Below are 13386 nucleotides of genomic sequence, written 5' to 3'. Positions count from 1 at the left end.
CCGGAACGCCGCCACCGCTTTGGCGGTTTACACCATCAGAACATCAGGGGCATAACCAACGCCATGGAAACACGCGCCAATCATGTCTGGGTGGGGACCGTCACCCTGGTGCTGCTGGCAGGCATTGCCGCCTTTGTCATCTGGCTGGCGGGGCTGGGCGAGACCGATCGCCAGCCCTATGACATCTTCTTCAAGACCTCGGTCGACGGCATCGCCAAGGGATCGGTGGTCGCCTATTCGGGCGTGCCCTCGGGCCAGGTGACCGAGATCGCGCTGTGGGCCAAGGACCCGCAGTTCGTGCGCGTGCGGATAGAGGTCGATGCGCATGTGCCGATCCTCGAAGGCACCACCGCAACCATCCAGGGCGTCGGCTTTACCGGCGTGTCGCAGATCCAGCTCGACGGTGCCAAGCAGGGCGCGCCCGAGATCACCGAGCCGGGACCCGAAGGCGTGCCTGTCATCCCGACCAAGCCCGGCGCGCTCGGCGAACTGCTCAACAATGCGCCGCTGCTGATCGAGCGGCTGGCGACATTGACCGAGCGCTTCACCCAGGTCCTCTCGGACGAAAACCAGAAGTCGATCTCGATCCTGCTCAAGAATTCGGGCCGGCTGACCGGGGAGCTGGCCGACAGCGCGCCCGAATTGCGCGCCGCGCTTGCCGAGCTGCGCGTGACGCTGACCAAGGCGGGGGTCGCCGCCGAGCAACTCGGCATGACCGCGCAATCGACCAAGGAAGTGCTCGACAGCGAAGGCCGCCCGCTGGCGCGGCAGCTCGCCAAGACGCTGGCCGATACCGACAAGGCGCTGGTCAAGCTGACCGAGACGATGGAAGAGGCAAAGCCCGGTCTGCGCCAGTTCTCGACCACCACATTGCCCGAGACCGAGGCGCTGGTGCGCGACCTGCGCGTCACCGCGCGCGCGCTGTCGGCGATCACCGAGAAGATCGATCAGGAAGGCGCAGGCGGACTGCTCAGCGCGCCGCCGCTGCCCGATTACAAGCCGAAGAATTGAGAGGCCCCGCCATGACCGCCACGTTCCGTTCATTGCTGGCCGCCGGGGCTGCCTGCGCCTTGCTCGCCGGTTGCGTCAGCTTCGGTTCCGAAGCGCCGCCGCAGTTGCTGACGCTCACTTCCAGCGCCACGCCGGGGGCGGGATCGATGGCATCCGCCTCGGTGACCGATGCGATCGTCGTCGATACCCCCACGGTCGAGCGCACGCTCGATCAGGTGCGAGTGCCGGTGCAGGTCAGCGACAGTGCCATCGCCTATGTGAAGGACGCGGTCTGGGCGGACAAGCCTGCTCGGCTGTTCCGCACCGTGCTCGCCGAGACGCTGGCGGCGAAGAGCGGGCGGCTGGTGCTCGACCAGGTCGAGACCGGCGCCGAGCGCAGCACGATGCTCTCGGGCCAGCTCCAGCGCTTCGGCTATGATGAGGACAGGCGCGCTGCGATCGTCCGCTTCGATGCGGTGGTGCGCAAGCCGGGCAGCCCGCTTCGCAAGCAGCGCTTCGAGGCGAGCGTCCCGGTTGCGACGGTTGACGCGGTGACGGTCGGTGCGGCATTGAACCAGGCGGCAAACACGGTCGCGGCCGAGGTCGCGACCTGGACCACCGGCTGATCAGCCCCCTTTTTTCGTTTCATCACAGGATATCCGGACCATGGCGCATTTCCTCATCGTAGAGGCACGCTTCTACGACCATCTCAACGATCTGCTGCTCGAGGGCGCGCGCGCCGCGATCAAGGCGGCGGGGCACAGCCATGAAACGCTGACGGTTCCCGGGGCGCTGGAAATCCCGGCCGCCATCGCCATGGCGTCGGAAACGCAGCGTTATGACGGCTTTGTTGCGATCGGCGTGATCATCCGCGGCGAGACCTATCATTTCGAGGTGGTCTCGAACGAAAGCGCGCGCGCGATCATGGCGCTGACGCTCGACGGCCTGCCCATCGGCAATGGCATTCTCACGGTCGAGAACGAGGCTCAGGCACTGACACGGGCCAAGAAGGACGAGAAGGACAAGGGCGGCGACGCTGCCCGCGCCGCCATCGCCATGCTCGAAATCTCGGAAAAGCTGGCCGGTTGATCCCGTGCCCGGCCGCGCCCCTATTTGGAGGGGAGCGGCGCAGGCACCGGGCGTGACGGCATGCCGCCGGGCGCCCTGGCTCCCGGTACGGGGCCTTCACCCTTTGCTGCGTCGGTAAAGGCCAGCGTGATCGAGATGCGGCGGTTGGCCGGATCATTGCGGTCTGCCGGGTTGTACGGCTCCTTGTCCGCCACGCCCTCGATGCGGTGGACCTGGCCAGGATTGATCCCGCCCATCACCAGCGCCCGGCGTGTCGCTTCGGCGCGGCTGGTCGAGAGCATCCAGTTGTTCATCGTCTTGCCAGAGGCATAGGGCAGCGCATCGGTATGCCCGCGGATGATCACCGGGTTGGGCATGCCGTTGATGACCTGCGCCACTTCCTTGAGCAGATCTGCCGCCTTGGGCACCAGCTTGTCGGTCGACAGCGCGAACATGCTGAAATTGGCTTCATCGACCAGATCGATGCGCAGGCCTTCGCGCGTGTCGGTAAAGCGCACATTCTTCATCAGCTTGGCCAGCTGCTCGCTGCCGCCCAGGCGTTCTTCAAGCTGCTTTTTCAGCTTTTCGAACTGTTCGCGCTCGGCCAGCTGCTGCACCTTCTTCATTGCCTCCTTCTGCTCCTGGCTCAAGGTGGCATAGGCACTGTTGCCTGCCTCGTCGGCAGTGCCGGTCGCATCCTGCGGAATGGTGATCGACTGTGTGCCGGTCTGGCCGGCGCGGTTGGGATAATCGTCGCGGCCGACGATAGATTCGCCGCCGAACAGGCCGTTGGAGCCGGCGCTGCCCGATTTCAGTTCGACAATGGTCGGCGCGAAATAGTCGGCAATCGCCTTGCGGTCCTTTTCCTCGGTCGCGCCGAGCAGCCACATCAGCAGGAAGAACGCCATCATTGCCGTCACGAAGTCAGCATAGGCCACCTTCCAGGCGCCGCCATGATGGCCGCCATGGCCTTCCTCGATGATCTTCTTGACGATGATCGGGCGGACATTCTCCACCGGATCGGGCTTGCGCTTGGCCATGGCTTAGCGGCCCCGCATGCCGTCGAACACGTCGGCAAAGGTCGGCTGGTTGGCGTGACCCAGGCTCGAGCGCGCGGCTTCGATCACCAATGGCTGCGGATGGCCGTGGAGCGAGGCGATGATGATCTGCTTGGCGACATGGTACATTGCGCCGTCGGCTTCGATCACCTGCTTGCAGCGATTGGCCAGCGGGCCGACCAGGCCATAGGCCAGGAAGATCCCGAGAAACGTACCGACAAGCGCCGAACCGATCATTTCGCCCAGGATTTCCGGCGGCTTGTCGATCGAGCCCATGGTCTTGACGATCCCGAGAACGGCCGCGACGATCCCGAGCGCGGGCAGCGCGTCCGCGAGGTTCTGCAGGCCGTCGGCGGGGCCGACCGCCTCGTGGTGATGCGTCTTGATCGCCTGATCGACGACATCCTCCACCGCATGCGGATCGAGCTGGCCCGACGAGACGACGACGAGGCGCAGCGAATCGCAGATCAAGTGGATCAGCGTCGTATCCTTGAGCAGCGTGGGATATTCCGAAAAGACCGAGGAGCTCTTGGGGTCCTCGATATGCGGCTCGAGCGCCACCGGGCCTTCGGTGCGCAGCATCTTCATCAGCTTCGACACCAGGAAGATGCAGTCGAGAAAATCCTGCTTCTTGTACTTGGCGCCCTTGAATGCGGTCTTGACGCCGCCGCCGATCGCCTTGATGTGCGCGCCGGAATTGCCGATCAGCATCGAGCCTGCAGCCGCGCCGCCGATGATCATCATTTCCAGCGGCAGGGCGTGCAGAATGACGCCCATGCTGCCCCCGGCGAGGATGAACCCGCCGAACACCATGGCGATCAGGACGACAAAGCCAATTGCTGCGAACATCGCGGTTCCCTTGATCGTGACAATTGCCCACCGGACGGTGACGCAATGCGGGCTGAAAAACCGGCCCGTTCAGATCGTAGAACGGCTTTTGACGATCGTGGTTAAGCGCAAAACAGGGTTAACAGCCTGGGCTTTCGCGTTAACCGAACGCCCCCTCAGCGCAGGAAATCGAGCAGCGACTGCTGCGAGACCTTGGCATAGACCGCCTGGGTGGCCTGCAGGTTGGTCAGCAGCGTCTGGATTCGGGTCAGGGCCTCGGCGACATTCGCATCGACCAGTTCCGATTTGCGCGAGGCCAGCGACAGCTTGCTCTGCTCAAGCTCCTCGCGCGCGGACTCGATCGAGTTCTTCACCACGCCCTGGCGGGTCAGCAGCTGCGTCATGCGGTCGATCGCGCCGTCGAGCGCGGTCAGCTGCGCATTTCTGGCGGCCTGGCCGGTGGCCGTATTGTCGCGGATCGCGGCCGCGGTATCGGTCATGATCTGCTCCAGGCTGCGCGTGGCTCCGCCAGCGCCTCCGTCGACGTCGATATTCGCCTGGACCTCGTCCAGATTGGGCGCAGACACGACGAAGCGGGCATCGCCCATCGGAATGCGGATGACCGGTCCGTTGCCGAACAGCTGCCCGCCGAAATTGTCGCGCTGGCCGAGCGCATCGTTGAAATCGGCGTTGATCCCTTCGACCTCGAGCGCGAGCACTTCAGGGTCGGCCGAGCTGATCGTGCCGGTATTGGCCAGCAGCAGCAGCTCGCGCGTGCGGATGAGCCCGCTGACGATGGTGTTGAGGCTCGCCTCGGCCTGGTTGGCGCGGGTGTCGGCGCGGCCCAGATTGTTGACCCAGGCGGCTTCGTCCGACTGGAAGCGCGAGATGTTCGAGGACTCGAGCCAGGCCTTGGGATCGTTCGAGGGGCGCGCGATGCGGCTTTCGCCGCTGACCAGCGCCTGCTGATCGGCGATCTGCTGGCTCAGCCGCACCTGCCGGGTGACATCCTGTGGTGCGCGATAGCGGTTGACGGATTGGACCATGATGTCGTGCCTTGTCGCGTTAGAAGATATTCAGGATGGATTGCATGGTTTCGCGCGCGACCTGGATCACCCGGGCCGACGCTTCATAGGCCTGTTGCAGCCGGATGAGATCGGCGGCTTCACGGTCGAGATCGACCCCCGACATCGCGTCGCGGCGGCGGCGCGCGCCTTCGTCAAGCGCGGTCGCCGCGTCGGATTCGCTGCGCACCGAGGCGAGATTGGTGGCGAAGCCCGCCATGAAATTGTTCCACTGCGTCTCGACACCCGCCGTGGTGCGCAGGGCGGGCAGCGCCAGCAGATTGCCGTTGGGCGTGCCATCGGCGGCGGCGATCGCGAGCTGATTGATGTCGCGCGTCGTCACCGCGAGCGTCGAGGCATCGCCCGGCATGGTGAGCAGCGGTGCACCCGCCGCCCCGCCCAGCGTGCGTCCCTGGGCCTGCCAGGCGTTGATATCGGTCACCAGCTGCTGCGCCAGCGCGGTCAGATCGTTGAGCCGCCCCTGCGCGGTCGCGCCCGAGCGGCTGAGCCCGGCCAGCGATCCCTCGCTCGGCACCGGCACGGCGACGCCATTGACCTGCAGCGCCAGACTGCCGTCGGCATTGGACGCGGAGGTAACGGTAGCGAAGAAATTCACCCCTGCCAGCTGCTGTCCGCCATAGGTGAGCGTCGCGGTACCATTGGGGGCCAGGCTGATCGTCGCGTTCAGCTTTTCGGAGATTGTCGCCAGCATCGCATCGCGCGCATCGAGCAGGCCGGCATGCGCATCGGTGCCTTCCTTGGTGCGGGTGATGTCGAGGTTGATCTTGTTGAGATTTTCCAGCGCAGCGTTGAGCGTATTGGCTTCCTGCGTCGCAGCCTGGCTGACCTGCTGCGCGGTCAGCGTCATGTTGCTGGCGGTGCGGCGGAAGGCATCGACCACCGCGTCGAGCTCGCTGAGCAGGGTGAGCTTGAGCGAATTGTCGAAGGGTGCTGCCGCCACCTCTTCGGCGCGGCTGAAAAAGGTGTTGAGCCGGCTGCCGACATTCGATCCGGCATTGTCGAGATTGGTTTCGATCCGCTCCATCCAGGTGAGCTGGGTCTCGGCCCGGATGCGTGCGGCACCCGACTGGCGGACCTGCGCCTCGATGAACTCGTCCGATGCGCGCACCGTCTGCGCGACCCGCACGCCGTTGAGGCCGGTCTGCGACAGATAGGCGGGGTTGAGCGAGCTCGAGACGGTGGCGTCGCTCATCTCCACGCTGCGGCGGACATAATCCGGGTTTTCGGCATTGGCGATGTTGTGCGACACCGCATCCATCGAGCGCGAAAACGCGCGCAGGCCCGATCGACCGATGTTCAGCAGGTTGCTCATGGCTTATCGATCCCGAACTGCTTGAGCACCATGTCGGCGATGCCGAAGCTTTGCTTGCTGGCCATGTCTTCGGCGACGCGCGCGTCCATCAGGTCGCGAAACTGGTCGGTCGCGCTTGATCCGAGCAGCGTGTCGCCATCGGTGGCGCTGCGCATCGCACCGATCATCTGGCGCAGGAAGATCGCCTCGAACGATTGTGCCGCCTTGCGCAGCTCGGCCTTTTCGGCCTCGCTCTTGCCGGGCGCGGCCCCCTGCGCGCCGCTGGCGGCGGACGCAGCGGCCTTTGCCTGCTTGTCGAGCGGCAATGCCGCGCTGGTGCGCGCGAGCGGGAAGGCGGCAGAGGCGGGCATCACGGTCACAGGATCACGAGCTCCGCCTTGAGCGAGCCGGACTGCTTCAGCGCTTCCAGGATCGCGGCGAGATCGCTCGGCGAGGCCCCGATGGCGTTGATCGTTTCCACAATCTCGGACAAGTTGGCACCTTTCGTGATTTCGAATGCCGGGTTGGTCTGTTCCTCGATCTCTACCTGGCTGCGCTGTTCGACCGCGGTCTGGCCCTGGCTGAACGGCGCGGGCTGCACGACAGTGGGGGCTTCCTGCACCTTCACCGTCAGCTTGCCATGGCTTACCGCCGCCGGCCCGATCCGTACCGCGCCATTGATAACGACCGTACCCGTGCGCGCGTTAACAATTACTTTCGCGGGGGCCTCGGCCGGGGTCACCGGAATGTTCTCGATTCGGGACATCATCAGCACGCGTTCCTGGGGAGTCACCGGGGCGGCGATCCGCACTGACACGGCATCATTCGCCACCGCCAGCGCATAACCGAACTGGCCGTTGATCGCGTCGGCAACGCGCATCGCCGTTGTCAGGTCGGCATCGTTCAGATTGAACAGCAGATGCGGGCTCTGGTCGAACCCGGTATCCACGGTGCGTTCCACCGTGGCCCCGCCGGCGATGCGGCCGACCGACGGAATGTTGACCACCGTGTTAGAGCCGTCCGCGCCGGTCACGCCCAGTCCGCCCACCGCCAGATTGCCCTGGGCCATGGCATAGATCTGCCCGTCGGCACCCAGCAGCGGCATCATGATCAGCGTTCCGCCGCGCAGCGACTTGGCCTGGCCGATGGCAGAAACGGTCACGTCGAGCCGCTGGCCGGGCTTGGCCATCGGGGGCAGCTCGGCCGTGACCATGACCGCGGCGGCGTTGCGGGTGGCCGGGTTGATGCCCGGCGGCAGCGTCAGGCCGAAGCGATTGGTCACGCCGCGCATGGCCAGCGTGGCATATTGCAGGTTGTCGTCGCCGGTCCCGGGCAGGCCCACCACGATGCCATAGCCGGTCAGCTGGTTGGCGCGCAGGCCCTGGAACGCTCCCAGATCCTTGATGCGCTCGGCCTGGACAGGCTGCGTTGCGGCACACAGCGCCAGCAGCAGCGCGGCGAACATGCGGAAGGTGGAGGCAAGCGTCATGTCAATGGGCCTTCAGAACGGGCTGATGATTTCGAAGAAGCGCTGCAGCCAGCCCTTCTGGCTGGCGCGCGCGATCTCGCCGGTGCCGCCATAGATGATCTGCGCATTGGCGACGCGTGACGACGGGACGACATTCTCTGCGCTGATATCGACGGCGCGAACGATGCCGCTGAAACGGATATGTTCTGCACCCCGGTTGAGGCTGATCAGCTTCTCGCCGCGCACCAGCATGGTGCCATTGGGATAGACCTCGGCGATGGTCGCGGTGATCTGGCCCTGCAGCGAGTTGGACTGCTGCGCCGTGCCGGTGCCCTGGAAGCTGGTATTGCCGCCCGCCGCGACATCGGACGGGTTGAAGAAGCTCAAGGGGCCGGTGGTCGGTGGGGTGAGGCCGATGCTGCCATTGCGTTCGGTATTGGCGCCGTTGGACTTGGCCGCCTGGGTGCGTTCGACCAGCGCGATGGTCAGCACATCGCCCACCATCGCGGCGCGCGCGCCATTGGTCAGCGCCGAATAGCCGTTGCTCGCCTGAAAGATCGCGCCATTGGGCACGGCCGGCGCCGGCTGCGGCATCGACAGGGTCGGCGCATAGTCCGGATCGGGCTGGATCGGCGCTTTCTTCTTCTTGGCCAGAGCAGGGGTTGCCGCGCACAGCGCGACCACCAGAGCTGCGGACAGGCCGTGGCGGAGAGAGGTGCGAAGCATCGTCATCTATCCTCAGCCGACCTGCTGGTTGGCGAACTGCAGCATCTCGTCGGTCGCCTTGATCATCTTGGAATTGACCTCATAGGCGCGCTGGGTCTCGATCATGTCGACCAGCTCTTCGACGATGTTGACGTTCGATCCTTCGAGAACGCCCTGGCGGATCGTGCCGCGGCCTTCGATACCGGCTGCACCGGTCACCGGCGGGCCGCTGGCAGCGGTCTGGGTCAGCAGGTTGTTGCCGATCGACTGCAGGCCTGCCGGATTGACGAAGCTGGCAAGCTCCATCTGACCCAGCTCGCTGGGATCGGTCTGCCCGGCGAGCGTGGCGGAAACCATGCCGTCCGAACCGATGGTGATGCTGGTGACGCCCGGCGGAATCTGGATGTTGGGGACGACCGGCAGGCCTTCCTGCGTGACCAGCAGGCCGTCGGCGGTCTGGGTGAAATTGCCTGCGCGGGTGAAGGCGAAGCTGCCATCGGGCAGCTGCAGCTGGAAATAGCCATTGCCCTCGATCATCACGTCGAGCGAATTGTTGGTGATCTGGGCCGAACCCTGGGTTTCGATGCGGCTCGTGTTGGCGACCCGCACGCCGGTGCCGACCGAAAGGCCGGTGGCATAGCGGTTCTGTGCATCGGCGCGGGCGCCCGGGGCAATCTGCTGCTGATAGGCCAGCGATTCGAAATTGGCCCGGTCGCGCTTGAAACCGGTGGTGTTCACGTTCGCCAGGTTGTTGGCGATGACGCGCATCTTGGTGTTCTGCGCGTCCAGCCCGGTGCGGGCGACCTGAAGGGCTCCGTTGCTCATCTCATTTCACTCCGTTTCGCTCGGCTCAGCTCGGCATCCGCATGATGGATGCGCCGCCATCGTCCATTTCCTGCGCGGTGGTCAGCATCTTGACCTGGGTTTCCCAGGCGCGGCTGGCCTCGATCATGTCGACCAGCGCCTGGGTCATGTTCACATTCGACCCCTCGAGTGCACCGGTGGTCACCGTTGCGTCGGGATCCTCGGGCAGGGCGCCGTCGTTCGGCACCCTAAACAGGCCGTCCAGGCCCTTCTTGATCTCGCTGCCCTGCGGGCTGACCAGCTTCAGGCGGCCCGCCTCGATCGGCTGGTTGGGATCGCCTCCGGCCGGCACGATCGAGATCGTGCCGTCGGACGCGATGCTGATCTTGTCCGCCTGGGGCAGCGTGATCGGGCCGCCCTGGCCGAGCACGGGGAACCCGTCCCCGGTGGTCAGCAGCCCGCTTTCGTTGACCATCAGGTCGCCGCGCCGTGTATAGGCTTCCGCCCCGTCGGCCGCCTGCACGCCGAGCAGCGCATCGCCGTTCATCGCGATGTCGAGCGGCCCGCCGGTCATCTCGACCGTGCCCGCGTTCATGTCCGCGCCGACCACCGCCTCGCTGGTTGAGGCACGGCTCGCCAGGCCTTCGCCCTGCACATAGAGCGCGCGGGCGTTGACGATCTCTGCGCGAAACCCGGTCGTGTCCGCATTCGCCATGTTGTTGGCGATCGCCGTCTGGCGATTCATGATGCCCTGCATGGCTTTCAGGTTGATGTGGATCATCTTGTCCATGTCAGGGCACCTTGGTGTTGCGGATTACGAAAGGGTTAAGCGCGGATCATCAGGTCTGCAGGTTGACGATCGTCTGGGTCAGCGTGTTCGCGGTTTCGAGCGCCTGGGCGTTCGCCTGGAAGTTGCGCTGCGCCGCGATCAGCGAGACCAGCTCTTCGGTCAGGTCGATATTCGCCGCTTCGAGCGTGCCCGAGCGGACCGTGCCGAGCGGGCCGTTGCCGGCCTGGTTGATCAGCGGGGTGCCCGACACGCCGGTCGACTGCCAGTGCGCATCGCCGATCGGGCGAAGGCCTTCGGCGGCGGCAAAGCTCGCCATCGCCACCGCGCCGATGCGCGTCTGGGTGCCGTTTGAGAAGGTGGCGCTGACCACGCCCTCGTCGCTGATCGTGATGTTCGAAAGCACCGCATTGGGATCGGCGGGATCGTTCTGCGGCAGCACGAAGTCGAACAGGTCGGCCTGATTGGTCGAGGTCACGCGGCCATTGGCATCAACGGGCAGCATCTGCACGCGGTTACCGATATTGTCGACCACCTCGCGGTTGACGTTGACGAAGAAATTGCCGTTGCGGGTGAAGCTCTGTGCCTGGCGCGGCGAGGAGCCTTCGACGATGAAGAAGCCGTCGCCCGCGATCGCGAGGTCGAGCGTGCGGTCGGTCGAGTTGAGCGAGCCTTGCGTGAACTGCTGGACGATGCCGGTCAGGCGCACGCCCTGGCCCGCGACCGACTTGGTGCTCTGCGTCGGGGCAGAGGCGAACAGGTCACCGAACGTGGCCTTGCTCTTCTTGAAGCCGGTCGAGCTCGAGTTGGCGATGTTGTTCGAGACGGTGGCGAGGTCCGTCTGCGCTGCCTTGAGGCCGCTGAGCGAGGTGATGAAGGACATTTGGGCTTACTCCTCAGTGAAACTTGGTCGGTGAAAACGGGTCGTTCGGGTTGGTAGGTCGGGCAGGTCAGGCGATGCGTCTGGCGCTGCTGGCGGAGATCGAACCGGCGGGGGTCACCAGCATGGCGTCGGCGCCGGTGCTGCTGGATTCGACCGCCGTCACCGGCAGCCAGGTCGACATGGTGGAAGCGGTGGCACCCTTGATGCGCACCTTGAGCGGGCCGATATTGGCAGGGTTGCCATTGTCGTCCTCACTGACGAGCTGGAAGGGGACGCGGCCCGCCTGGAGCGCGCCCATTTCCTGCGTGTGGACGACATTGCCCGCGCCATCGAGCCATTCGAGCGAGACGTTGCTCGCCGGATTGGCGAGGTTGAACTCGCCCGAATAGCGGCCCTGCGCATCGGCATAGGCCGTGTCGCCATCCTGCAGCACCGATCGGCCGATGAAATTGGCGGCTTCGGCAAGGCGCGAGGTACCGAACGATGCCGCCATCGACTTGAGCGATGTGTTCATTTCGGAGATGCCGGCAACCTGGCTGAATTGCGCCATCTGCGCGACCATGTCCTTGTTCTCGACCGGATTGAACGGATCCTGAAACTTCAGCTGCGCGGTCATGAGTTCGAGAAACGCGGTCTGATCCAGCGATTCCTTGGTGTTGTTGCTCGGAATGCTGTCGGTCTTCTTCTGAAGGCTCGACACGAAATCATTGGTGATCGTCGTCATTTGCCCATCCTCACGGTATCGAGGATCAGCGACTTGGCGGTCTGCATCACCTGCACGTTGTTCTGATATTGCCGGGCTGTCTCGAGCATATCGATCAGCTCGGCGGTCTCATCGACGCCCGCATCCCAGACATAGCCCTCGTCATCGGCGAGCGGATTGGTGGGATCGTGTCGCTTGACCGGCTTGATGTCCGACTGGATGACCTTTTCAACCTGCACGGTGGCGACGCCGGGGCGTTCCTCGATGGTCTTGAACACCGGCTTGATCGCGCGATAGGCCTCTTTCTCGCTCGCATAGGTGGTGCGGGCATTGGCCAGGTTCGACGCGGTGGTGTTCATCCGCGACAACTGGGCCGACATGGCGCGGCCCGAAATGTCGAAGATGCTCATGGGACCGGGCACGGCTTATTCTCCCTTGATCGCGCGGGTCAGCGTCGCGACGCGGCCCTCGAGGAAGGAAAGCGTGGTCGAATAGCCGATGGCATTTTCGGCAAACAGCGTCTGCTCGGTCGAAAGCTCGACGGTATTGCCGTCCATCGAGGGCTGGAGCGGAATGCGATAGCCCGCATTCTCGCCCAGCGCAGCATCCAGCGTATCGCCGCTCTGCACGCGCTGCATGGCCTTGTCGAAGTCCAGGTCGCGCGCCTTGTATCCGGGCGTGCCGGCATTGGCGATGTTCGATGCCAGCATCGACAGCCGCTGCGATCGCAGCTGCAGCGCCGTGCCGTGCATTCCGAAAAGCCTGTCTGCCCCCATGGGACCATTCCTCTTAAACTGTGGCTGCATCTGCCGTCCTAAGCGATGGACGGAATGCGTCGCCCAAGGGAGAAGCAAAGCCTGTGCCAATTGAGGGAAATACCCGAAATCCGCGGTTCTGGACGGGATGGCCCCTGGTCATGCGTCAACGATCCGTGGAGCGGGTGGCAATTATCTGCCAGTCCGGCGGCAATTTTCTGCCGCTGTGCCGGGGGCAATCGGGGGTTTGAACGGATACGCGATGTCGATTGCCGCCTTTATCGATCCCGCCGCGCTGCTGGGCGTGGTGGGCACCAGCTTTGCCGTCGCCTGGGCGCAGAACGGTACGGCCGCCGCGTTGAGCGGCTTTTCCGCGCTGCGCCGCGAATTGTGGCTGAAGGTTCAGGAGCAGGCCGATGACGGCTATCGCGCGGTCCTGCGCATCGAGCATATGGTCGAAAGCCGCGGCATCAGCTGCGCCGACCGGGTGAAGTCGGGCGGAGCGTTCGTGTCCGCCGCCGCCGATGCCATGGCCAACCACCGTTCGCTCGACGGATTCCAGGCCGCGATCGTCCGGCTGGCGGCGCAGCGCCGCGCGCGCCTGACCGCGATGGTGCGCTTCTGGGAGAATGTCGCCGATTGTGCGCCCGCCATGGGGATGCTGGGTACCGTGATCGGGCTGATCCTGCTGTTCGGCAATGTCAGCGATGCCGCTTCGATCGGCCGAGCGATGGCGGTTGCGTTGCTGACCACCCTTTATGGGCTGGTGCTGGCGAACGTGATTGCGGGGCCGATCGCGCAGCGTCTCGCGCGCATCGCAGGCGAACAGATTCACTGGGAAGAGGATGCCGCACGCCGCCTCGTCGATATCGGACGGCGCGAATATGCCGACATTGCCGCTGCACAGAAACGCAAGGAAGAGGCAGAGGCGCAGCCGCCGCGCCCGGTGGAACATATATGA

General features: G+C 64.9%; 17 protein-coding genes. 4 read left to right on the top strand and 13 right to left on the bottom strand.

What is annotated here, in order from left to right:
* Positions 1 to 63: 63 nt before the first annotated feature.
* Genes AX725_RS07315 through ribH form a run of 3 tightly spaced genes read left to right on the top strand, consistent with a single transcriptional unit; the run spans position 64 to position 2079 of the window.
* On the top strand, positions 64 to 1011 hold the full coding sequence (locus tag AX725_RS07315; RefSeq protein WP_060978897.1) for an MlaD family protein: 948 nt from the start codon (positions 64 to 66) through the stop codon (positions 1009 to 1011).
* A gap of 11 nt (positions 1012 to 1022) precedes the next feature.
* Positions 1023 to 1616, top strand: a complete 594-nt coding sequence (locus tag AX725_RS07310; RefSeq protein WP_060978898.1) for an ABC-type transport auxiliary lipoprotein family protein — start codon at positions 1023 to 1025, stop codon at positions 1614 to 1616.
* A gap of 40 nt (positions 1617 to 1656) precedes the next feature.
* Positions 1657 to 2079 (top strand): 6,7-dimethyl-8-ribityllumazine synthase, encoded by a 423-nt coding sequence (gene ribH / locus AX725_RS07305; protein ID WP_060978899.1) that lies wholly within the window; start codon positions 1657 to 1659, stop codon positions 2077 to 2079.
* A gap of 20 nt (positions 2080 to 2099) precedes the next feature.
* On the opposite strand, the gene AX725_RS07300 is transcribed toward ribH, so the two are convergent.
* The 13 genes from AX725_RS07300 to flgB all read right to left on the bottom strand — a co-directional run bounded on the left by AX725_RS07300 (position 2100) and on the right by flgB (position 12446).
* The gene (locus AX725_RS07300; protein WP_060978900.1) at positions 2100 to 3098 is read right to left on the bottom strand and encodes a flagellar motor protein MotB; all 999 of its coding nucleotides are present in this window, start codon (positions 3096 to 3098) and stop codon (positions 2100 to 2102) included.
* A 3-nt stretch (positions 3099 to 3101) separates the two neighbouring features.
* Positions 3102 to 3965 carry a flagellar motor stator protein MotA gene (gene motA, locus AX725_RS07295; protein ID WP_060978901.1) on the bottom strand — a complete coding sequence of 288 codons (864 nt, stop codon included), beginning with the start codon at positions 3963 to 3965 and terminating at the stop codon, positions 3102 to 3104.
* 155 nt (positions 3966 to 4120) lie between these two features.
* The gene (locus AX725_RS07290) at positions 4121 to 4990 is read right to left on the bottom strand and encodes a flagellin (RefSeq protein WP_060978902.1); all 870 of its coding nucleotides are present in this window, start codon (positions 4988 to 4990) and stop codon (positions 4121 to 4123) included.
* 19 nt (positions 4991 to 5009) lie between these two features.
* Positions 5010 to 6341: a flagellar hook-associated protein FlgK gene (gene flgK / locus AX725_RS07285; RefSeq protein WP_060978903.1), complete on the bottom strand. Its 1332-nt coding sequence runs from the start codon at positions 6339 to 6341 to the stop codon at positions 5010 to 5012.
* Complete coding sequence (locus tag AX725_RS07280) at positions 6338 to 6700, bottom strand: rod-binding protein (protein WP_208597975.1); 363 nt, start codon at positions 6698 to 6700, stop codon at positions 6338 to 6340. Before AX725_RS07280 ends, flgK begins: the two co-directional genes overlap by 4 nt.
* The gene (locus tag AX725_RS07275) at positions 6697 to 7809 is read right to left on the bottom strand and encodes a flagellar basal body P-ring protein FlgI (RefSeq protein ID WP_099046527.1); all 1113 of its coding nucleotides are present in this window, start codon (positions 7807 to 7809) and stop codon (positions 6697 to 6699) included. Before AX725_RS07275 ends, AX725_RS07280 begins: the two co-directional genes overlap by 4 nt.
* A 12-nt stretch (positions 7810 to 7821) precedes the next feature.
* On the bottom strand, positions 7822 to 8520 hold the full coding sequence (locus AX725_RS07270) for a flagellar basal body L-ring protein FlgH (RefSeq protein WP_066043920.1): 699 nt from the start codon (positions 8518 to 8520) through the stop codon (positions 7822 to 7824).
* Positions 8521 to 8526: 6 nt separating this feature from the next.
* Positions 8527 to 9318: a flagellar basal-body rod protein FlgG gene (flgG, locus tag AX725_RS07265; protein ID WP_060978906.1), complete on the bottom strand. Its 792-nt coding sequence runs from the start codon at positions 9316 to 9318 to the stop codon at positions 8527 to 8529.
* Between the two features lie 25 nt (positions 9319 to 9343).
* Positions 9344 to 10087 (bottom strand): flagellar basal body rod protein FlgF, encoded by a 744-nt coding sequence (locus AX725_RS07260; protein ID WP_060978907.1) that lies wholly within the window; start codon positions 10085 to 10087, stop codon positions 9344 to 9346.
* Positions 10088 to 10136: 49 nt separating this feature from the next.
* Positions 10137 to 10967 (bottom strand): flagellar hook-basal body complex protein, encoded by an 831-nt coding sequence (locus tag AX725_RS07255; RefSeq protein WP_060978908.1) that lies wholly within the window; start codon positions 10965 to 10967, stop codon positions 10137 to 10139.
* Between the two features lie 67 nt (positions 10968 to 11034).
* Positions 11035 to 11691 (bottom strand): flagellar hook assembly protein FlgD, encoded by a 657-nt coding sequence (locus AX725_RS07250; protein WP_060978909.1) that lies wholly within the window; start codon positions 11689 to 11691, stop codon positions 11035 to 11037.
* A complete protein-coding gene (flgC, locus tag AX725_RS07245) occupies positions 11688 to 12080 on the bottom strand; it encodes a flagellar basal body rod protein FlgC (protein WP_060978910.1) in 393 nt (130 codons plus the stop codon). The genes AX725_RS07250 and flgC overlap by 4 nt, the downstream gene beginning before the upstream one ends.
* A 15-nt stretch (positions 12081 to 12095) precedes the next feature.
* Positions 12096 to 12446, bottom strand: a complete 351-nt coding sequence (gene flgB / locus AX725_RS07240) for a flagellar basal body rod protein FlgB (protein ID WP_023838682.1) — start codon at positions 12444 to 12446, stop codon at positions 12096 to 12098.
* Between the two features lie 241 nt (positions 12447 to 12687).
* Here flgB and AX725_RS07235 point away from each other — a divergent pair, with 241 nt between their 5' ends.
* On the top strand, positions 12688 to 13386 hold the full coding sequence (locus AX725_RS07235) for a MotA/TolQ/ExbB proton channel family protein (RefSeq protein WP_066114756.1): 699 nt from the start codon (positions 12688 to 12690) through the stop codon (positions 13384 to 13386).

The sequence above is a fragment of the Blastomonas sp. CCH9-A1 genome, assembly GCF_001557175.1.
GTDB classification, from domain to species: domain Bacteria; phylum Pseudomonadota; class Alphaproteobacteria; order Sphingomonadales; family Sphingomonadaceae; genus Blastomonas; species Blastomonas delafieldii_A.
Note: the sequence above shows the minus strand (reverse complement) of the source record. Positions and strands in the feature narration are given on the sequence as shown.